Consider the following 19,494-nt stretch of genomic DNA (forward strand, 5'->3'; position numbering starts at 1 on the left):
CGGGCGCTGGCTGGATCAATGCCAGCTCGGTGGTCGCAGGCCTGACGCTAGTTCGTTCCCTTCGTGCTGACGAGATACTCGACGATCGCGGGCACATTGCTTTCGTCGATGGGCGCTCTGTAGACCTTGATCATCTTGCGGACCTCGGAGTCCCAGGCGGACTTGGAGAGGGCCGGCTGGTTCAGCACCATGTCTGCGGAGTGACGGGCCAGGCAATTGTTGTTGATGGCGTCCGCGTTGGATCCACCCGGGAATAGCGCGTCGCGCGCTTTACGCAGGTCCACTCATCCGAGGATCAGGTCGGCAAACGGATCTTCGACGCGCTGCTGCGACGGCGCCTGGCGCTGGTACGGCAGATGCCGGTTGGCAAGGCGGAAGCGCTCCTGCGAGTGAATGGTACTCCTGTCGCCCGAGGAATGCATCAGGCTGCTGGCATGCGCGAGCGGTGCACCGAGTGTCGAAGCGGTGATGGCAAGCAAGGCGATTGTGAGGGAAGTGCGGAGCGAACGGGTCATTGTAAATCTCCATCTCGATGTTCCGGCAAGCGGGATATTCAATCTGCTTGCCGCTCCCAAGAGGTAGACCGCATGGCGGCAGTAATCCAACGAGATGATTGGATCGTTCTGATCGTCGGCCACGATCGAATGCGGAAAGGACGTCGTCGTGAATCGACAACGTCCGAACGCTTCCGTCGTGGTCGGTTCAATCGTTGCGATAGAAGTGTGGCCGCAGGCCTTTCTATGCAGCCGCGCCCGCTGCGATGCTGGACATCAGCGCTGCTTCGGCCTTGCTCACATGCCGCTCCTTGTGACGCAAAGCGTAGAACGACCGCTTCGCCAGCTCGCCCTCCAGCTGGAACAGCCGCTTTGCCTCGATCGCCTTTGCGACCACCAGATCGGAGATGGCCGCGGCGCAGCGGCCCGTCTCGACCGCCGTTCGAATTGCCTCGTTCGAGGCGAGCTCGAGCTGCACCGTGAGGTCGGAAAGGCGCACTCCGCGCTTCTTCAGAGCCCGTTCGAACATGGCACGCGTTCCGGAGCCCGGCTCGCGAAGGATCCATGGTGTCGTGGCAATCCAATCTGAAGGCAGCTTTCTCTGGTTCGCCAGAGGGTGTTGTGGGCCCACGACGGCGACCAGAGCATCGCCGTCGACGCGCCGGGCCGACAATGCGCCGTCGTCAATGTCGCCCTCGATGAAGCCGAGATCCGCCATGCCGTCGCGAACGTTGGTCGCGACGTGTTCGGTGTTGGCGATCTTCACGTCAAGCTCGATGCCGGGATAGATAGCCTTGAAAGCCAGCAGCCTCGTAGGCAGCCAATAGCTGCCGACCGTCTGGCTGGCCGCGATCACGAGCCTTCCGGCCTTGAGCCCGGCGAAGTCCCGCAGGACCTGCTCGGCGGCATGGGCACGCGCCAGCACGGCACGGGCTTCTCCGAGAAACGAGCGGCCCATATGCGTGAGAACGATGCCGCGACCCACTCGATCGAACAGCTTGACGCCATAACGGCCTTCGAGCGCGGCGATCGCCGCGCTCGTGGCCGATTGCGTCAGATTCAATTCGCGGGCGGCTTGCGTCACGTGCTGCTTGTCGGCGACCGCGGCGAAGATTCGGAGCTGTTCGAGCGTCATGGTCACCCCACGAATTTGATGAGAGCCAGGCTGAATGCTGCAATGAACAGGAAGGCAAGTGCACCCAATATAGCCGGACGCAGCCCCTGCGCGTAGAGTTTCGAGACGTCGGTCTCAAGGCCCATGGCGGCGAGGGCGACCGTGAGCAGGAAGGCGGACAGGGTGACCGTCGCGCCCCTCGCGCCTTCGGGTATACTCACGGCGCTGTTGAGTGCGGCCACCGCAACAAAGCCGATTGCGAACCAGGGCAGGGGTGGTCTTGCCGACCTGCCGCCGGCGCCCCGGACCGCAAGCCGGGGCGCGACGCTCAGGGCGACGACTACTGGGGCGAGCAACATGACTCGCGAGAGCTTGGCGACCGTCGCGACTTCGCCGGCGTCCTGGCTGTTCTGAAAGGAAGCGGCGGCCACCTGCGCAATCTCGTGGATCGATGCTCCGCTCCAGAGGCCATAGGCTGCGCCATCGAGCTGCAGAAGATGGGGCAGCGCAGGGTAGGCGAACATCGCGATCGAGCCGAAGATGGTGACGCAGGCGATCGCGTAAGCGACGTCCTCGTCGGACGCCCCGGTGACGCTGTTGGTTGCGACCACCGCCGAGGCACCGCAGATCGAAGTGCCCGCGGCGATCAGTTCAGTGAGCTTTCGGTCGACGCCCAGCACCCGGCCGGCTGCAAGAGTAAATCCAAACGTGGCAACGAGCGTGCCGATCACGATGAAGAGTCCCTGCGCCCCCACGGCTGCAAGCTGGGTCAGTGTGATCTGAAAGCCGAGGAGAACGATCGCGGCTCGAAGCAGGCGACGCATGCTGAAAGCGATTCCCGGGGCGGCGAAAGACGGCGTGCCGACCAGATTGCGTATCGAAATCCCGATCGCTATGGCGAGGATCATGGGGCTGAACGTGGCAACCCCTGGAACGCCGTGAAGCGATTTTGCGGCGAGCGCGATGGCTCCGGTCAGCGCGATCCCGGGGATGATCGCGCGGGCGGATTCCATACGCGCTGCGATGGTTTTGCGGATGGCGAGCTTGATTGAAGAATGGTGGATGTCGATGGCAGAGGTCATTGGCGTCACTCCGGGTTTCGTCAACTGTGGTCTGCGACGACAAAGTGATCCAATGGATTGATTGGTTCATTGTAATCGGAAAAATCGATCATTTCCCAGCGGGAGCATTTCTTGTCGAAGACGCTAACGCTTCTGTGATCGGCTGAAGGTTTGTGCCTTAGTCATTGCTGCAGCTCGCGTTTTTGAAGGCCTGCCGCTCACGGCCGAAGAACTTTCGTGGCCGTTTGGAATACGGGGCGCGCTGCGCCGTCCAACCTCCATGCGATCAACATGGGAGTTCAGGATGCACCGGCCATCTCGCAGATTCCTCACGACACTCGCGAGCAGGTGTCGTCTCCGAAAACTTGGGCTCGCCGCGATCCTGTTTGGTGGCCGGGTCCTTATTGCTTGCGCGATCCCGCCGCTCGCGTTCGCGCATGAAGACCATCCAGCCGATCCTCCGGCGGGGCTGAGCGCCGAGGAATCCGCGTTCCTGAAAGAGAACGATGCGGCGATGACCAAGATGATGAACGACATGGCGGCGAAGCCGACCGGCGACATCGATCGCGACTTCGTTGCAATGATGAACCCGCATCATCAAGGGGCCATCGATATGGCGGTGATCGAGCTGCGGTACGGCAAGAACGAGCAGCTTCGGCGGATCGCGCAGGAAATCATCGTCGACCAGATGCAGGAGATTGCCGCGATGAAGCTCGCAATCGGCGAGCCGGCGACCGACACGACGCCTGCACCGACGCAACCGCAGGCTCTCCCGGCCGCGCACGATCATCATCATTCGGGCATGCAGATGGATATGTCCTCCGGAATGAAACACTAGGAGCGAAACATGAAAACGTGGAAGACATTCTTCCTGGCGGCAACGATGCTCGCGACCGGGGCCGCTGCGTGGGCAGGGCAAGCGCCCGGCGCGCTGTCCTCGCCCGACATACCGATCAGCCATCATGACCGCATTTATGCGGCCGAGCAGTTCTCGAATACGGTCTCGGTGACCGATCCCGTCGACAACAAGCTGCTCGGCGTAATACGGCTCGGTGATCCGCAGCCCCTCAACTTCAGCCCGCTTTACAAGGGGCAGGTGCTCGTTCACGGCATGGGCTATTCGCCCGATCACCACACGCTCGCGGTGGTGTCGATCGGCTCGAATTCGGTGACCTTCATCGACACCGCGACCAACGCCGTCAAGCACGTGACTTATGTCGGCCGTTCGCCGCACGAAGCATTCTATACGCCGGACGGCAAGGAGGTATGGGTCACGGTGCGCGGCGAGAACTACATCTCCGTGATCGATGCCAAGAGCTTTAAAGAGAAGACGCGCATCACGACTCCGAGCGGCCCGGGCATGCAGATATTCTCGCCCGATGGCAAGTACGGCTACATTTGCTCCTCGTTCAATCCGGAAACTGACGTCGTCACTGTTGCCGATCATAAGATCGTCGCCAAGGTGAAGCAGGAAAGCCCGTTCTGCCCGAACATCGCTGCGACGCCCGACGGCAAGCAGGTGTGGTTCACGCTCAAGGACGTCGGCAAGACACAGGTGTTCGACGCCCGTCCCCCGTTCAGCCTCATCAAGACAATCGACACCGGCCCGATCACGAACCATGTCAACTTCGCGCAAACCGCGAAGGGATCGTTCGCCTATGTCACGATCGGCGGCCTGAACGAAGTTAAGGTGTTCCGCACTGACGATTTCTCGCAGGTCGCGACCATCCCGGTCGGCAACTTGCCGCACGGCGTCTGGCCGTCGGGTGATGGCACGCGCATCTATGTCGGCCTCGAGAACGCCGATGCGCTGGCGGCGATCGATACCGCGACCAATACGGTGATTGCCAACGTTCCGATCGGTCAAGCGCCTCAGGCGATTGCCTATGTCCCCAACGCCGCTCCCAATCCCGACGACCGGGAGAATCTGCAGCCGCTTGGTGTTGCCGGCCAGGTTGCCCATCTCACCTTGGCGCCCAAGCAGCGGACGGGCGACAGCAATGCGCCAACCAGCGTGTCGCTGTTCGACCAGGGCCTGATCCAGATCCTGCAAGCCTCGGTGACAGGTCTCCAGCCCAAGCAGAAATATGTGCTGGCGGTCGCCGAGCACGAGGATGGCAGCGGCCCGTTGCAGCCGCTTGCGGCTTTCATGACGAACCCGGCAGGATCGGCTATCGTCAACGCCGTTGGCCCGATCCGGCAGATCGTCGATCAGGGGGCAAAGGCTGACAGGCGATACCTTGTGATCGCACCCGGCGACGCAGCCATGCCCGGCGAGGCGATCCAGATTGAGACCCGTTGACGTTCGCGCAAGCGCGAAGGAACGCAGGCGGAGGGCGAGATGCAGGACATGTTGGTTCAGGTTGAGCCGCTGATCCCCGCCCTCCGCCGCTATGCGCGCGCGCTCGTCCGCAACCGCGCGAACGCGGACGATCTGGTGCAGGACTGCCTGGAGCGCGCGGTCAGCCGCTGGCATCAGAGGCGGGACGGCAGCGTGCGCGCCTGGCTGTTCACGATCCTGCACAATCTCGCGGCGGATCAATTCCGTCAGGCGTCATCGCGCGGCAGGCATGTACCGATCGAGGAGGCGGGGGAGGGCGAGTTACGTGGGGCGGCCGCGCAGGAGCATCGGCTTATGTATCACGATGTGCTGGACAAGCTTGCAAGGCTGCCGGAGGAGCAGCGGGCCGTACTGCTGCTGGTTGCCGTCGAGGATCTCTCTTATGCGGAGGCCGCGAAGGTACTGAATGTTCCGATTGGCACCGTGATGTCGCGCCTGTCGCGGGCACGCGAGAGGTTGCAGCAGGAGCTCGACGGCGTCGCCGGTGCGCCAGGGAATGTGGTGACGATGCGGAGGCTGACATGAACAACCGGCCGATCACGGAAGATGACCTCCACGCCTATGTGGATGATGTGCTCGAGCCGGAGCGTCGAGCGGAAGTCGGCTCCTACCTCGCCGGTCATCCGGATGTCGCCAAGCGAGTCGCCGGCTTTGCCGACCAGCGCGAGCTGTTGCGCGCCACGCTGGCGCCGATTGCTGACGAGCCGTTGCCACCCGAGCTGAACCTTTCACGCATCATCGAGGGCCAGAGGCGTCGTTCGCCGCCGGCCTGGTGGGCGATCGCGGCGATGCTGCTGCTCAGCGTGGGCGGGTTTGGCGGCTGGATCGTGCGCGGCTCGATGGAAGCAGCTCCTGGCGGCCTGGCCGCGCTCGCTCAGGAAGCAGCCTATTCCTACAATGTCTACGCACCGGATCGGCTCCGCCCGGTCGAGGTGCGAGCATCCGACACCGCTCAGCTCGTCCAATGGATATCGAGCCGGCTCAATCGGCCCGTCAAGGTGCCGGACCTGGCGAGCTCAGGTTACCGTCTGATGGGCGGGCGCCTGGTCGCGACCCAGCACGGACCAGCCGCGATGTTCATGTATGATGACGACCATGGCAGCCGGGTTGTCGTGCTGACCCGGCCGATGAGCAGTGGCGACCAGAACGCACCAATGACAGCACAGTCAAACGACGGCGCCACCGGGTTTACCTGGGCCGATAGCGGGATTGGCTACAGCCTCGTCGGCAAGGCTCCGGCGGAGACCTTGAGGCCCGTCGCGAACGAGGTCCGCAGGCAGGCGCGCGCGATATAGTTTTGCGATCGGGTATGGCAGCGAAGACGCCGCCTCGCGCTACTTCTTGATATCGCGCCGTATCGCGCGAGAGGTAGGTCGCCGTGGGTATTCTTCGCCGTGTAGTTGCACCACCCATCGAGAGGTCTGTTGCGCCGATGAGAATCTCTTCGAAATTTTGATGGACTCCCGTGCTGATTTCGCAGCTAATGGTTCGCAGATTTCGCAGGGCAGATTGAACGGAGTGACGCAAGTGCCTGATCTTGCTCATGCGACATTCTCCGCTCTTGTTTGACAGACAATATAGGTTTCTCGTCAACATGCCGTCACAGCTCGCCCGCAAGCCTGAGAACACCTATCATCACGGCGATCTCCGTGATGCCCTGATCAAGGCCGCCTTGCGTGAGGCGGAGCAGGGTGGGGCTGAAGCGATCAGCATCAAGGCGCTGGCAAAACAGCTCGGCGTCTCGCAGCCGGCGCCGTACCGGCATTTCGCCGATCGCGAGGCGCTGCTTGCGGCGGTGACCGCGGAAGCGTTCCGGCAGCTCAGCACGATTCTGCGCGAGGCGATGGCGAAATCGTCGAAGCAATCGAAACTCTCGCGGCTGGCGCAGGCAACGCTCGATTTCGGCCTGCGCCGCAACGGCATCTACCGGTTGATGTTCGCCTCGCGCACCGTGTCATGCGCGGCCAAGGGCAGCGAGCTGCACGAGGCCACGCGCGAGACCTTTGCACTCGTTGTCGAAGCGCTGGAGGTACCGGCGGTCGGCTATTTGCGCGAGCGGCACGCGCTCAAGATCTGGGCTGCGCTACACGGCGTGGTGATGCTGGCCGAGCAGGGCTTGTTCACGGGCGAGGCAGCGCATGCCACGCGCGAAGAGCTGGTCGAGGATTTTGTGAACGAGACGAAGGCGGCGCTCGCGGTCGCGATCAAGGATGCGCAGCGTCGGAAATAGGCTGGCCCCTAGGCCTTCGCCACCAGCAGTCTCTCCAGCTTTTCCACGGCGCTGTCCGGCGTGGTTACGACCGGACGGCCGGTGGCTTCCGCGACGAGCGGTGCAGTCGCCGCGATGCTGAACTGGGCCAGCGCAATGACGTCGCAATCGCGCAAATCGCGCGAAGCTTCCGTGATCAGCCGGTCGTGCGCTGCGCGATCGCCGCGATCAAGCGCAGCCAGCGCGCCCTCGGCGAGTTTCGGCACGACCTGGACGGAGGCCGGAAACTCCGGCGGCATCGAGACCAGCGTCGGCGGGAAGGTCGAGAGCAGGCCGATCCGCTTGCCCATCGTCACGGCGCGCTCGATCATGGCCTCGTTCGGCTTGAGCACCGGCATCGGCGCATGTGCGCGTGCGACCGCCTCGATGCAGGGGCCGAAGGCCGAGCAGGTGAACAGGATTCCGTCGGCTCCCGTCGCCGCTGCATAGTCCCCGAGCGCGAGGAAACGCTCGGTCATTGCGTCGCTGAGCTTCCCGTCGCGCGCCAGATCCGCCGAGAGGCTGTCGTCGAGCAGGTTCATCAGCCGTGCCTCTGGCCATGCCTTTGCAAAAGCCGTCTCGATCGGGGCGATGGAATGCTTGAGGGCGTGGATCAGAGCGATGCGCATGGGGCCGTCGTGATTGAATGGGCGTACCTGGTAAGTTTTCGTGCCCCGGACGCAGCGCAATGCGCAGTATTGCGCTGCAGAGCCGGGGCCCATCTTGTTGGCCGCTGGGTCCCGGCTCTGCGCAGCAGCGTTACACGCTGCAGCGCGTCCGGGACACGCGCGATGTTTACTTGAACGGAATTGCGTACATCAAGCCGCCCTTGCTCCAGAGGCCGTTGAGGCCGCGTTCGAGCTTGAGCGGGCTCGCCTTGCCGACATTGCGCTCATAGATCTCGCCGTAATTGCCGGTGGCCTTGATCGCCGTGACCAGCCATTTGTTGTCGAGCCCGAGCCGCGAGCCGAGGTCGCCGGAGGCGCCGAGCAGCCGCTGGATCGCGGGTGTCTGCGACTTCGCCATCTCGTCGACATTGGCCTGGGTCACGCCGAGCTCCTCGGCCTCGATCAGGCCGTAATGAAGCCAGGTGATGATGTCGCTCCAGACCTGGTCGCCGTTGCGGGTGAAGGGGCCGAGCGGCTCCTTGCTGATGGTCTGCGGCAGCACGACGTAGTCGGCGGGGTTCGGCGCCGCGGTCGTCACAGCGCCGGCGAGCGCGGAAGCGTCCTGGGTCATGGCATCGCAGCGGCCGCCGAAGAAGGTCTGGTACATCGTGTCGATGCGGTCGAACACCAGCGGCTTCCAGTCGATGCCGTTGGCCCGGCCGTAATCGCCGAGCGTGACCTCATGCGTGGTGCCCTGCGCGACGCAGACGGTGGCGCCCTTGAGGTCCTTGAGCTCCTTCACGCCGAGGTCCTTCTTCACCACAAAGCCCTGGCCGTCGTAAAAGTTGATCGGACCCTGCCGCAGACCCAGCGTGACGCCGCGCAAATAGGTCTGCGTCGAATTGCGGTAGAGCACGTCGATCTCGCCCGATTGCAGCGCCGTGAAGCGATTCTGCGCGGTCAGTGAGACGTAGCGCACCTTGTTGGGGTCGCCGAGCACGCCAGCCGCCAGCGCGCGGCAATAGTCGACGTCGAGACCCTTGTAATTGCCTTGCGAATCCGGCGCGGAGAAGCCGGCAAAACCGGCGCTGACGCCGCACACCAGCGTGCCCCGGCTCTTGACCGTGTCGAGCGTCGCCGCCGACGCGATCACCGTCGATGCCGCGAGCACACCTGCGGCGATAACCACTTTTCTCATCATGTTCCTCTCCCCTCAGTGATTGACACTACGCAACACGTTGTCGACGGCCGTGCCGAGCCGGTCGACGATCAGGTCGATCTCCTCCGCAGAGGCGATATAGGGCGGCGCCAGCAGCACATGGTCGCCGCGGACGCCGTCCACGGTGCCGCCGCCGGGATAGCAGCCGAGGCCGTTGGCAAAGGCTTCCGCCTTGATCTTCTGATTGAGCTTGAGCGCCGGATCGAATGAAGTGCGGCTGGCGCGATCGGCGACGAGCTCGATCGCCCAGAACAGCCCACGCCCCCTGATGTCGCCGACATGGCGGTGATTGCCGAAGCGATCGATCAGGCGTTGCTCGAGTTGCTTGCCGCGCTCCTTGACGCGGTCGAGCAGGCGATCCTCGCGGATCACCTCCTGCACCGCGAGCGCGGCCGCGCAGGCGAGGGGATGTGCCAGATAAGTGTGGCCGTGCTGGAAGGCGCCCGAGCCGGAGCGGATGGTGTCGATGATCTTGCCGCTCGCAAGCATGGCGCCGATCGGCTGGTAGCCGCCGCCGAGACCTTTTGCGATCGCCTGGATGTCCGGGAAGACGCCCTCCTGCTCCCAGGCGTGCGTCGTGCCGGTGCGGCCCATGCCGCACATGACTTCGTCGAGGATGAGAAGGGCGCCATGCCTGTCGCAAATCTCGCGCACGGCCTTGAAGTAGCCGTCCGGTGCCGTCACGGCGCCGGCGGTCGCGCCGACGACGGGCTCGGCGAGGAATGCCGCCACGGTGTCCGGGCCGAGTCGCTGGAACTCGGCTTCGAGCTCGGCCGCAAGCCGCGCCACGAACTGCGCATCCGACTCGCCGTCGCGCTTCTCGTGATAGGCGAAGGCCGGGGTGACATGGCTGAAGGCGGCCGAGAGCAACGGTGCATAGGGCGCGCGCCGCCAGGCATTCCCACCCGCGGCAAGGGCGCCGAGGGTGTTGCCGTGATAGCTCTGCCGCCGCGCGATGAAATGCTGCCGCTGCGGTTCGCCGCGCTCGATGAAATATTGCCGTGCCAGCTTGATGCTGGCCTCGATCGCCTCCGATCCGCCGCTGACGAAATAGGCGTAGGCGAGGCCACCGGGCTCGTGCCCGACCAGCGTTTCGGCAAGCGCCTCGGCCGGCTCGGACGAGAAAAAAGCTGTGTGCGCATAGGCGAGTGTTGAGGCCTGCTTCGCCATTGCGGCAATCACGCGCGGGTGCTGGTGGCCGAGACAGGAGACCGCCGCGCCGCCGGAAGCGTCGATCACACGCCGCCCGTCTTCGGCAAAGAGATAGACGCCTTCACCGCCGATCGCCTTGGGCGGAGTTTCGCGCAACGAACGATGCAGGACGCGGCTGGTGCGAGCGGTCATGGGTCAACCTTTCTCTGAGACGTAGGTGGAGGCCGCTGCCAAACGCGCCTCGGTATTTTCAAGGCGCTTCTTCGCGGCCGCGCCGCCGAGCGAGAACGTCACCGCAGCGAGCGACTGCGCAATTGCAATCGCGCCGGTGAGACTGGGGAAAAAGCCAGGCGGGGAGGCGGCCTCGAACAGCAGCACGTGGTCGGCGCCTTCGGCCATCGGCGCCGAGTGGCTATCTGCGATCGCAATCAGCGTTGCGCCGCTGCGATGAGCGGCTTGCGCAACGCGGACGCTCGCATTTGTGTAAGGCAGGAAGCCGATGACGATGACGGCCTCGCCGGGCCTGAAGGCGCCGAGGTCGAGATCGTCGGGGCCGGACGCGCCGACGAGTTGCACCTGCTCCGGTCGGAATAGCCGGAGCTCGTAGTTCAGCAGTTCCGCGACGCTGCGGCAGCTTCGATAGCCGGTGATCCAGATCCGCTTGGCGTCGTGGAGCGCGCGGGCCGCTTCCGCAATCGGCTGCGCCGGGATGCGTGGGAGGCCGGCGGCTTCGGCCTCGAGCTTGTCGGTGACGAGCGTGACGTCGGCATTTGGGCCGTGACGGCGACCTTTTGCGCGGCCGGAGAAGGGCGATGTCTGGGACGGCCGTCGCGCCTCGGTCAGCGCAGCGCGTAGCTCGTCCCAACCGGAATAGCCGATGGCCTTTGCAAGCCGCGTGAATGCGGCGGGGTCGGCGCCGGCTTCGGCGGCGAGATCGCGCATCGAACGGGTGGTGGCGTCGTAGTCGTTGGCGGCGACGAAGCGCCCGACCTCCTGCAAGCGCATCGGGAGCGATGGCAATGCAATGCGGAGTTCGCTCAACGGCGAGGATTTCGCTGGCTCGGCCATGAAACATTTGTTGCACGGATTTCAGATTGGTGCAACACTTGACGCGCGCCGCCGGAAATCGTTGCTTTTGAGAAGGATTTTTGAGCTGTGACATCAGACTCGCCGAGACCACCGCCGCGCCGCCGCTTCTTCGGCGCATGGGGACGCCGCGAACTGCAAGGACTGTTCTGGCAGGTCCTGGTGGTCGGGATCGCGGTTGCGGTGATCGCCTTCCTCTGGTCCAACACCGTCACCAATCTTTCGGCCCGCCGTATCACGACCGGCTTTGCGTTCCTCGGCCGCGAGGCCGGCATGCCGATCGCCGACAGTTGGCTCTCCTATAATCCGAAGGACACTTACCTGTGGGCCTTCGTCGTCGGCGTCGCCAACACTTTGCGCGTCGCCGTGATCGGCATCGTGCTTGCGACGATTCTGGGCACGCTGATCGGGATTTCGCGCCTGTCCGCCAACTGGCTGCTGTCGCGGCTTGCTGCCGTCTATGTCGAAACGCTCCGTGACATTCCGCTGCTGCTCCAACTCCTGTTCTGGTACGTGCTGATGCAGGCGCTGCCGGCCGCGCGCGCGGCGTGGCGGCCGATCGAGGGCGTGTTTCTTTCCAATCGCGGCCTGATCCTGCCGGCAATCCCGATCGGGTCGCCGCAGCTTTGGGTGCTCGGCGTGGCGGTGCTCGGACTTGCGGCGTTCTACATGATCCGGCGCTGGCTGATCGCGCAACAGATGCGCGACGGCAAGCCGCGGCCGGCGTGGCCCTTTGCGGTCGGCCTCATCGTCGCGCTGCCGGCGCTGGTGTCCGTGCTGCTCGGTATGTCCTGGAAGATCGAATGGCCTGAACTGCGCGGCTTCAACTTCGTCGGCGGCTTGACGCTGGCGCCGGAATACTTCGCGCTGTTGATCGCGCTCGTCACCTACACCTCGGCCTTCATTGCCGAGATCGTGCGCAGCGGCATCCAGTCGGTACCGCGCGGCCAGTGGGATGCCGCCAACGCGCTCGGCCTGCGTCGCAGCTTCATGTTGCGGCAGATCATTTTGCCGCAGGCGTTGCGCGTCATCGTGCCGCCGATGACGAGCCAGTATCTCAACCTGACCAAGAACTCCTCGCTTGCGGTGGCGATCGGCTACCAGGACGTGGTCTCGATCGCCAACACCACGCTGAACCAGACCGGGCAAGCGATCGAGGCGATCGCACTGATCATGGCGGTGTTTCTGACCATCAGCCTCGGCATCAGCTTCTTCATGAACTGGTACAATGCGCGCATCGCGCTGGTGGAGCGCTGATCATGACCGTGATCACCGATATCCCCGACGCACCACGTGCCGCCCGCCGACCGCAAGTTGGGAACCCGGTGCTGCGCTGGCTGCGCACCAATCTGTTCTCGTCGATTCCGAACGGCATCCTCACGGTGGCGTTGCTGGCGGTGCTCGCGAAAGGTGTGATCAGCTTCGCGCAATGGGGCATCGCGAATGCGGTCTGGCTGACGCCGGCGAACGACTCCAGTGCCTGCCGTGCGGTGCGCGGTGTCGGTGCCTGCTGGGCGATCATTCCTGAGAAATACCGCTTCATCCTGTTCGGCACCTATCCGTTTGACGAGCAGTGGCGGCCGGCGCTGTCGGTGCTGCTGTTCATTGCGCTGTTCTACCTCTCTACCCGCCGCGCCCTGTGGCGGCGCGAGCTGGCCTATCTCTGGATCGGCGCGTTGGCGCTGATCAGCGTGCTGATGTGGGGCGGCGTGCTGGGGCTCAGTTTCGTCTCGCAGGATCGCTGGGGCGGACTGCCGGTGACTCTGATCCTCGCAACCTTCGGCCTAGCTTTCGGCTTCCCGCTCGGCATTCTCGTCGCGCTCGGCCGGCGTTCAAAGCTGCCGGCGATCCGCTCGCTCAGCGTGCTCTATGTCGAGCTGATCCGCGGCGTGCCGCTGGTGAGCTTGTTGTTCATGGCGAGCGTAATGTTTCCGCTGTTCATGCCTGCTGGCTTCAACATCGACAAACTCCTGCGCGCGCAGATCGCGATCATCCTTTTCGCCGGGGCTTATCTCGCAGAAGTCATTCGCGGCGGGCTTCAGGCCGTGCCGCGTGGGCAGTATGAGGCCGCCGATGCGCTGGGGCTGTCTTACTGGCGCAAGCACCGGTTGATCGTCCTGCCGCAGGCGATCCGCCACGTCATCCCGCCGTTGGTCAACACCTTCATCGCTTTCTTCAAGGACACCAGCCTCGTCCTGATCATCGGCATCTTCGACCTGCTGACGACGGCGAAGACGGCGATCATCGACCCCGCCTGGCAGCAATTCTCGGTGGAGGTCTACATCTTCGTCGCCGCGATCTATTTCGTCTTCTGCTTCGCGATGTCGCGGTATAGCCGGAGCCTGGAGGCGACGAGCGGGAGGTGAGAATCCCGCGCTACCTCTCTCGTGTCCCGGACAAGGTGCAGCGCGTCAGCGCTGCGCCGCAGAGCCGGGACCCAGGAGATGCATGGTCGATCGCGGAAAGCGTGGGCTGGGCCCCGGCTCTGCAGCGCACCGCTGAAGGAGCGCTGCGCTGCGTCCAGGGCACGAGAGCGCGACTATTTCTTCACCTTCGGATCAATCGGCGTGGTGCCGCGCAGACCCAAGATATCCTCCAGCACCTTGGCGCCGGCGATCACTTGCGCATCTGCGCGTGGCGCGCCGACGACCTGGATGCCGACGGGCAGGCCCGAGGCCGTGAAGCCGCAGGGCAGCGACAGTGAGGGACAACAGGCCAGCGTGATGGCGTAGACGATGCCGAGCCATTCGACGTAATTGTCGAAACGCTTGCCGGCGCATTCGGCGACATAGCGATGCTCGATCGGGAAGGGAGGCACGATGGTCGTCGGCGCCAGCAAGAGATCGTAGGTGTTGAAGAACTCAATCGCGCGCGCGGTCATGCCGACGCGTTGCGCTTCGGCGCGCTCGAGTTGCTCGACGGTGAGCTTGAGGCCTTCCTCGATATTCCAGATCACCTCGGGCTTGAGGAGGTCGCGCTGGGTGCGGAGCAGCTGGGCCTTGCTGATCGCGAAATCGAAGGCGCGCAGCACGTGGAAGCATTCATGCGCCTCGCGCCAGTCCGGATGCGCCTCTTCGACGGTCGCTCCGGCTTCTGCGAAGCGTTCCGCCGCCTTGCGCGTGATCGCCTTGACCTCGGGATCGACCGGCGTGATGCCGAGATCGGGCGAATAAGCGATGCGCTTCGGCTTCTTGCCCGACTGCGCCGCCGACAGGAACGAGGTTGCCGGCGCCGGCAGCGACAGAGGATCGGCCGCATAGTCGCCGCTCATCGCGTCGAGCAGCAGCGCGAGATCCTCGACATTGCGCGCCATCGGGCCCTGGACGCCGAGATTACGGTTGATACCCGCCTTCGGCGTGTGCGCGACGCGGCCGATGCTCGGCCGCATGCCGACGATGCCGCAGAAGCTCGCCGGGTTGCGCAGGCTGCCGCCCATGTCCGACCCATGCGCGAGCCAGGCCATGCCGGTGGCCAGCGCGACGGCGGCGCCACCGGAGGAACCGGCCGCCGATTTGGACGTATCCCACGGATTGAGCGTCGCGCCGAATACCTCGTTGAAGGTGTTGGCGCCGGCGCCGAACTCGGGCGTGTTGGATTTTGCGTAGACCACGGCGCCGTTGGCCTCGAGGTTCTCGACCATGAGGTCGGACTTTGCGGGGACGTTGTCCTTGTAGATCGGCGAGCCCTGGGTATTCAGCACGCCCGCAACGTCGGTCAGATCCTTGATCGGCACTGGAAGGCCCGCCAGCAGCCCGCGCGCGCCGGCCGGCTTCTGCATCAGCGCTTTCGCGCTATCCCGCGCGCGATCGAAGCACAGCGTCGGCAGCGCATTGACCTTGTCGTCCACCTCATTGATGCGCTTCTCCAGCACATCCAGCAGTTCGAGCGGCGAGACGTCGCCGGACCGCAGCTTGTCGACCACGGCGCATGCGGTTTCGCGGATCAGGTCTTGAGACAATTATGTTACTCCTATGCTTGTTCTAGGCTGCATCATTGCGAGGAGCGAAGCGACGAAGCAATCCAGACTTTTTTTGCTGCGGATGCATTTCTGGATTGCTTCGCGTCGCTCGCAATGACGAGGATGGAGTTAACCCCACCCCGCGCTGATGCCGCCGTCCACCGTGTAGATCACGCCCGACGTGTAGCCGGCGCGATCGGACGCCAGGAACGCCATGAGGTCGCCGATCTCGCGTGCATGCGCGGGGCGGCCGAGCGGCAGGCTCCTCTGGAATTCCTTGTAGCGGGTCTCGTCGCCGAACTGGTGCTTTGCCCGCGTCTTGAGCAGCGTGACGTGGCGATCGGTGCCGACGGGGCCGGGATTGATGCCGACCACGCGGATGTTGTCAGCTAGGCTCTTGCCTCCGAGCGCACGGGTGAAAGCCATCAGCGCGGCATTGCCGGCGCTGCCGCAGATGTAATTGGCATCGAACTTCTCGCCGGCCGCGCCGATGTCGTTGACGATCACACCGCCGCCGCGCGCCTTCATCTGGGCGTAGATCATGCGCGTGAGGTTGATGTAGCCGAACACTTTCAGTTCCCAGGCGTGCCGCCAGGTCGCCTCGTCGATCTTGTCGATGGAGCCGCCGGGGATGTCACCGGCATTGTTGACGAGGATGTCGATCTCTGCCGCCTCCCTGGCGAGCCGCACCACGTCCTCGGCCTTGCGTAGGTCGACGACGGTTGTGGCGGCATCGATCTGGTGCGCGGAGCGCAAGCGATCCGCCAGCGCTTTGAGCTGATCGCCGCTGCGGGCGGCAAGCAGGAGGTGCGCGCCTTCCTCGGCAAAGGCCTCGGCGGCGGCTGCGCCAATGCCCTTGGACGCGCCGGTGATCAGGACGCGCTTGCCACGCAAATGCAGATCCATGCAGGTTACTCGCTCGGTGGGAACAGGATGAAATCAGTAGGCGCTCAGCCGCGCCATGGTCAACATTGCAGTGCAGCGTTGCACTGCCGCCGAGTTTGGGTCATTGCAGTGCGACCAAAAAAGACGGCGGCTGCCGGAACCAACCAAGGACGTTCTCGATGAGCAAGAAGCAATACCGGATCGCAGTCATTCCCGGCGATGGCATCGGCAAGGAAGTGATGCCCGAGGGCCTGCGCGTTCTGGAGGCAGCGGCGAAGAAACACGGCATCTCCCTGCACTTTGACCATTTCGACTTCTCGTCCTGGGACTATTACGAAAAGCACGGCCAGATGATGCCCGATGATTGGAAGGAGAAGATCGGCAAGCACGACGCGATCTACTTCGGAGCCGTCGGCTGGCCGGCAAAAATCCCGGACCACGTCTCGTTGTGGGGCTCGCTTATCAAGTTTCGCCGCGAGTTCGACCAGTATGTGAACCTGCGCCCGGTGCGGCTGATGCCCGGCGTGCCGTCGCCGCTGGCGGGCCGCAAGCCCGGTGACATCGACTTCTGGGTGGTGCGCGAGAACACGGAAGGCGAATATTCCTCCGTCGGCGGCCGCATGTTCCCCGATACTGACCGCGAGTTCGTCACCCAACAGACCGTGATGACCCGTACCGGCGTCGACCGCATCCTGAAGTTCGCCTTCGAGCTCGCGCAGTCGCGGCCGAAGAAGCACCTGACCTCGGCGACGAAGTCCAACGGCATCTCCATCACCATGCCCTATTGGGACGAACGCGTGGAGGCGATGGCCAGGAAGTTTCCGGGCGTGAAGTGGGACAAGTACCACATCGACATCCTGACCGCGAACTTCGTGTTGCACCCGGACTGGTTCGACGTCGTGGTCGGCTCCAATCTGTTCGGGGACATCCTCTCCGACCTCGGACCTGCCTGCACCGGCACCATCGGCATCGCACCATCAGGCAACATCAACCCGGAGGGCGATTTCCCGTCGGTGTTCGAGCCCGTGCACGGCTCGGCGCCTGATATCGCGGGGCAGGGCATCGCCAATCCGATCGGAATGATCTGGTCGGGCGCGATGATGTTCGAGCATCTCGGCGAGAAGGAAGCCGGCAGGTCAATCGTCGATGCGATCGAGCGCACACTTGCCGAACGTACGCTCCGTACCAAGGACCTCGGCGGCAACGCCGACACGACCGCGTGCGGCAAGGCGGTCGCGGATATGGTGGACTAAGGCAGGCTACCGAACACGGGGTCGTCCCGGCGAAGGCCGGGACGACATTGAGAGATGCCCTTCGTTTTTAACTAGCCCGCAATCTTCTCGATCGCGGCCTGATCCAGCCCGAACCTCTTCCCGGCGTCCAGGATCTCCTGCCAGGTGTTCGGATCGACCGGAATGCCCTCGGCCAAACGCTTCTTCTTGGTCTCGCGCTCGGGCTCGCCCGCGATCTTCACTCTGTCGACGCCGGGGCCGGGAGGCGAGGCAGTGTGCCAGGCGACAAAGCTCTCGACTTCGCGCGCGAGGTTCTGGCCGGTGCCGAGCTTGTTCGGATCGATGATGATCGAGAGCATGCCGTTCAGCACGCGGCGCTTGCCGTCATCCGGGCCCTTGACGGTCTGGCCGCCCGTGAGCGCGCCGCCCAGGATTTCGCACACCAGCGCCAGTCCCGAACCCTTGTGCTCGCCGAAGGGCAGGATCGCGCCGTGCGGGGGGATCACGGTGTAGCGCGGATTTGTGGTCGGCTTACCCTCGTTGTCGATGATGGTGCCGGGCTCCAGCTCGACGCCCTTGTTGTGGGCGACGCGGGTCTTTCCTTGCGCGATCTTGCTGGTGGCGAAGTCGAGCACGATCGGCTCCTTGCCTTTGCGCGGGATGCCGACGCAGAACGGGTTGGTGCCATGGCGCGCATCGCTGCCGCCCCACGGCGCCACGATTGGGCGCGAGATCACGTTGACGAAGTGGATCGACACCAGTCCATGGTCGATACACTGCTCGGCCCAGTGGCCGATGCGGCCGATGTGGTGCGAGTTGGAGAGGCCGACGACGCACACGCCGTTGCGCTTGGCGCGCTCGGCGCCCAGCTCCATCGCCTCGTAACCCATCACCTGACCGTAGCCGGTGAGGCCGTCCAGGGTGAGCAGGGGGCCTGTGTCCAGCACGATCTTGACGTGCTGGTTCACGGCGAGACCGCCCTCGGCCACTCCCTCGGCATAACGCGGAATCATGCCGACGCCGTGCGAGTCGTGGCCCTTGAGATTCGCCTCGACGAGGTTGGTGGACACGAGATCGGCTTCGCGGTCCGAGGAGCCGCCGGCTTTCGCGATGGCGCGGATGACGTTGGTGAGCGGCTCTGCCTTGATGGTGCGGTAGTCGGCCATTGTTGTTGCTCTTATCCTTTCACAATTCTGCGGCAATGTTCCCATGCGGCATGAATGAGGTTCTCGCTGGCCTCCGGCGTCCGGAACGCCGAATGCGCCGACAGCGTCACGTTCGGAATCGTCGTCAGCGGATGGTCGGCCGGCAGTGGCTCGACATTGAAGACATCGAGACCGGCATGGCGGATGTGGCCCGACTTCAGCGCGTCGATCATGGCTTGTTCGTCGACAATGGCGCCGCGGGCGGTGTTGATCAGGATGACGCCAGGCTTCATCTTCGCGATCTTGTCGCGCGTGATCATGCCGCGGGTCTCGTCGTTGAGCAGCAAGTGCAGCGATACCACGTCGCTTCTGGCCAGCAGCGTGTCGAGGTCGGTGAACTCCACGCCGGAGTGGGTCTTCGGCGAGCGGTTCCAGGCGATCACTTTCATGCCGCTGCCGGACGCAATGCGCGCGACCTCGGCGGCGATGCCGCCGAAGCCGATCAGGCCGAGCGTCTTGCCCGTGAGCTGCATGCCGTCCTCGCGCAGCCAGTTGCCGGCGCGCATCTCGCGATCCATCATCGCGATGACGCGGGCGGAGGACCACATCAGCGCGATCGCGGATTCGGCCACAGCGGTGTCGCCATAGCCCTTGATCAGATGCACGGAAATGCCAAGCTCTGCGAGCTCCTCCGGATTCATGTAGCTGCGCGCGCCGGTGCCGAGGAAAACGACGTGCTTGAGGCCCGCGCATCTCTTCGCGACCTCGGTCGGGAGCGCCGTGTGGTCGACGATCGCGATCTCGGCGCCATCGAGGATTTCAGGATATTGCTCGGGCTTGATGTCGGGATCCCTGTGGATCCGCACCTTTGGATCGCCGGGCTTTGCCAGCCGCTCCATGATCACGGCGAGGGCTTCGTTGGCGTCGACGAAAACTCTGCGCATGGCTCTC

20 protein-coding genes are annotated in these 19,494 nt (G+C 64.2%); 8 read left to right on the plus strand and 12 right to left on the minus strand.

The window, feature by feature from the left end; genetic code table 11:
• Positions 1–47 precede the first annotated feature (47 nt).
• From AC629_RS02105 to AC629_RS02120, 4 genes are all read right to left on the minus strand, one after another.
• A complete protein-coding gene (locus AC629_RS02105; RefSeq protein ID WP_084803117.1) occupies positions 48–284 on the minus strand; it encodes a hypothetical protein in 237 nt (78 codons plus the stop codon).
• Entirely contained in the window at positions 285–515 is a 231-nt protein-coding gene (locus AC629_RS02110; protein WP_084803118.1) for a hypothetical protein, read from the minus strand.
• Between the two features lie 223 nt (positions 516–738).
• Positions 739–1,629: a LysR family transcriptional regulator gene (locus AC629_RS02115; RefSeq protein ID WP_084803119.1), complete on the minus strand. Its 891-nt coding sequence runs from the start codon at positions 1,627–1,629 to the stop codon at positions 739–741.
• Positions 1,630–1,631: 2 nt separating this feature from the next.
• Positions 1,632–2,621: a YeiH family protein gene (locus tag AC629_RS02120; RefSeq protein WP_245331675.1), complete on the minus strand. Its 990-nt coding sequence runs from the start codon at positions 2,619–2,621 to the stop codon at positions 1,632–1,634.
• 352 nt (positions 2,622–2,973) lie between these two features.
• Here AC629_RS02120 and AC629_RS02125 point away from each other — a divergent pair, with 352 nt between their 5' ends.
• From AC629_RS02125 to AC629_RS02145, 5 genes are all read left to right on the plus strand, one after another.
• Complete coding sequence (locus AC629_RS02125) at positions 2,974–3,507, plus strand: DUF305 domain-containing protein (RefSeq protein WP_084803121.1); 534 nt, start codon at positions 2,974–2,976, stop codon at positions 3,505–3,507.
• 9 nt (positions 3,508–3,516) lie between these two features.
• Complete coding sequence (locus AC629_RS02130; RefSeq protein WP_084803122.1) at positions 3,517–4,971, plus strand: YncE family protein; 1,455 nt, start codon at positions 3,517–3,519, stop codon at positions 4,969–4,971.
• 39 nt (positions 4,972–5,010) lie between these two features.
• Complete coding sequence (locus AC629_RS02135; protein WP_084803123.1) at positions 5,011–5,535, plus strand: sigma-70 family RNA polymerase sigma factor; 525 nt, start codon at positions 5,011–5,013, stop codon at positions 5,533–5,535.
• Entirely contained in the window at positions 5,532–6,305 is a 774-nt protein-coding gene (locus tag AC629_RS02140) for an anti-sigma factor family protein (RefSeq protein WP_084803124.1), read from the plus strand. The genes AC629_RS02135 and AC629_RS02140 overlap by 4 nt, the downstream gene beginning before the upstream one ends.
• A gap of 299 nt (positions 6,306–6,604) precedes the next feature.
• Positions 6,605–7,240, plus strand: a complete 636-nt coding sequence (locus AC629_RS02145) for a TetR/AcrR family transcriptional regulator (RefSeq protein WP_084803125.1) — start codon at positions 6,605–6,607, stop codon at positions 7,238–7,240.
• Between the two features lie 8 nt (positions 7,241–7,248).
• Here AC629_RS02145 and AC629_RS02150 read toward each other — a convergent pair whose 3' ends face one another.
• The 4 genes from AC629_RS02150 to AC629_RS02165 form a co-directional block, all read right to left on the minus strand.
• A complete protein-coding gene (locus tag AC629_RS02150; RefSeq protein ID WP_084803126.1) occupies positions 7,249–7,887 on the minus strand; it encodes an aspartate/glutamate racemase family protein in 639 nt (212 codons plus the stop codon).
• Positions 7,888–8,053: 166 nt separating this feature from the next.
• Entirely contained in the window at positions 8,054–9,067 is a 1,014-nt protein-coding gene (locus AC629_RS02155) for an amino acid ABC transporter substrate-binding protein (RefSeq protein ID WP_084803127.1), read from the minus strand.
• A 12-nt stretch (positions 9,068–9,079) separates the two neighbouring features.
• A complete protein-coding gene (locus AC629_RS02160) occupies positions 9,080–10,429 on the minus strand; it encodes an aspartate aminotransferase family protein (protein ID WP_084803128.1) in 1,350 nt (449 codons plus the stop codon).
• A gap of 3 nt (positions 10,430–10,432) precedes the next feature.
• Complete coding sequence (locus AC629_RS02165) at positions 10,433–11,305, minus strand: MurR/RpiR family transcriptional regulator (RefSeq protein WP_084803129.1); 873 nt, start codon at positions 11,303–11,305, stop codon at positions 10,433–10,435.
• Positions 11,306–11,392: 87 nt separating this feature from the next.
• On the opposite strand from AC629_RS02165, the gene AC629_RS02170 reads away from it, so the two are divergent.
• On the plus strand, positions 11,393–12,580 hold the full coding sequence (locus AC629_RS02170; protein WP_084803130.1) for an amino acid ABC transporter permease: 1,188 nt from the start codon (positions 11,393–11,395) through the stop codon (positions 12,578–12,580).
• Between the two features lie 2 nt (positions 12,581–12,582).
• Positions 12,583–13,689 (plus strand): amino acid ABC transporter permease, encoded by a 1,107-nt coding sequence (locus AC629_RS02175; protein ID WP_084803131.1) that lies wholly within the window; start codon positions 12,583–12,585, stop codon positions 13,687–13,689.
• A gap of 173 nt (positions 13,690–13,862) precedes the next feature.
• Here the strand turns inward: AC629_RS02175 and AC629_RS02180 are convergent, their stop codons facing one another.
• Positions 13,863–15,281, minus strand: coding sequence for an amidase (locus tag AC629_RS02180; protein ID WP_084803132.1), 1,419 nt, complete (start codon positions 15,279–15,281; stop codon positions 13,863–13,865).
• Positions 15,282–15,410: 129 nt separating this feature from the next.
• Positions 15,411–16,187, minus strand: coding sequence for an SDR family oxidoreductase (locus AC629_RS02185; protein ID WP_084803133.1), 777 nt, complete (start codon positions 16,185–16,187; stop codon positions 15,411–15,413).
• Between the two features lie 158 nt (positions 16,188–16,345).
• Between AC629_RS02185 and AC629_RS02190 the strand changes: the two genes are divergently transcribed.
• Positions 16,346–17,419, plus strand: coding sequence for a tartrate dehydrogenase (locus AC629_RS02190; protein WP_084803134.1), 1,074 nt, complete (start codon positions 16,346–16,348; stop codon positions 17,417–17,419).
• 71 nt (positions 17,420–17,490) lie between these two features.
• Here AC629_RS02190 and AC629_RS02195 read toward each other — a convergent pair whose 3' ends face one another.
• Positions 17,491–18,564, minus strand: a complete 1,074-nt coding sequence (locus tag AC629_RS02195; RefSeq protein ID WP_084803135.1) for a malate/lactate/ureidoglycolate dehydrogenase — start codon at positions 18,562–18,564, stop codon at positions 17,491–17,493.
• Between the two features lie 11 nt (positions 18,565–18,575).
• A complete protein-coding gene (locus tag AC629_RS02200) occupies positions 18,576–19,487 on the minus strand; it encodes an NAD(P)-dependent oxidoreductase (RefSeq protein ID WP_084803136.1) in 912 nt (303 codons plus the stop codon).
• Between the last annotated feature and the right edge of the window lie 7 nt (positions 19,488–19,494).

Source organism: Bradyrhizobium sp. NAS80.1 (assembly GCF_001908205.1).
Classification (GTDB): domain Bacteria; phylum Pseudomonadota; class Alphaproteobacteria; order Rhizobiales; family Xanthobacteraceae; genus Bradyrhizobium.

What these genes read in the sequence shown, in the direction of transcription:
- AC629_RS02155 (WP_084803127.1), bottom strand. Translation starts at nt 9,067, where the DNA reads ATGATGAGAAAAGTGGTTATCGCCGCAGGTGTGCTCGCGGCATCGACG.
- AC629_RS02130 (WP_084803122.1), top strand. Translation starts at nt 3,517, where the DNA reads ATGAAAACGTGGAAGACATTCTTCCTGGCGGCAACGATGCTCGCGACC.
- AC629_RS02175 (WP_084803131.1), top strand. Translation starts at nt 12,583, where the DNA reads ATGACCGTGATCACCGATATCCCCGACGCACCACGTGCCGCCCGCCGA.
- AC629_RS02150 (WP_084803126.1), bottom strand. Translation starts at nt 7,887, where the DNA reads ATGCGCATCGCTCTGATCCACGCCCTCAAGCATTCCATCGCCCCGATC.
- AC629_RS02160 (WP_084803128.1), bottom strand. Translation starts at nt 10,429, where the DNA reads ATGACCGCTCGCACCAGCCGCGTCCTGCATCGTTCGTTGCGCGAAACT.
- AC629_RS02185 (WP_084803133.1), bottom strand. Translation starts at nt 16,187, where the DNA reads ATGGATCTGCATTTGCGTGGCAAGCGCGTCCTGATCACCGGCGCGTCC.
- AC629_RS02110 (WP_084803118.1), bottom strand. Translation starts at nt 515, where the DNA reads ATGACCCGTTCGCTCCGCACTTCCCTCACAATCGCCTTGCTTGCCATC.
- AC629_RS02145 (WP_084803125.1), top strand. Translation starts at nt 6,605, where the DNA reads ATGCCGTCACAGCTCGCCCGCAAGCCTGAGAACACCTATCATCACGGC.
- AC629_RS02120 (WP_245331675.1), bottom strand. Translation starts at nt 2,621, where the DNA reads ATGGAATCCGCCCGCGCGATCATCCCCGGGATCGCGCTGACCGGAGCC.
- AC629_RS02125 (WP_084803121.1), top strand. Translation starts at nt 2,974, where the DNA reads ATGCACCGGCCATCTCGCAGATTCCTCACGACACTCGCGAGCAGGTGT.
- AC629_RS02200 (WP_084803136.1), bottom strand. Translation starts at nt 19,487, where the DNA reads ATGCGCAGAGTTTTCGTCGACGCCAACGAAGCCCTCGCCGTGATCATG.
- AC629_RS02190 (WP_084803134.1), top strand. Translation starts at nt 16,346, where the DNA reads ATGAGCAAGAAGCAATACCGGATCGCAGTCATTCCCGGCGATGGCATC.
- AC629_RS02140 (WP_084803124.1), top strand. Translation starts at nt 5,532, where the DNA reads ATGAACAACCGGCCGATCACGGAAGATGACCTCCACGCCTATGTGGAT.
- AC629_RS02115 (WP_084803119.1), bottom strand. Translation starts at nt 1,629, where the DNA reads ATGACGCTCGAACAGCTCCGAATCTTCGCCGCGGTCGCCGACAAGCAG.
- AC629_RS02165 (WP_084803129.1), bottom strand. Translation starts at nt 11,305, where the DNA reads ATGGCCGAGCCAGCGAAATCCTCGCCGTTGAGCGAACTCCGCATTGCA.
- AC629_RS02195 (WP_084803135.1), bottom strand. Translation starts at nt 18,564, where the DNA reads ATGGCCGACTACCGCACCATCAAGGCAGAGCCGCTCACCAACGTCATC.
- AC629_RS02135 (WP_084803123.1), top strand. Translation starts at nt 5,011, where the DNA reads ATGCAGGACATGTTGGTTCAGGTTGAGCCGCTGATCCCCGCCCTCCGC.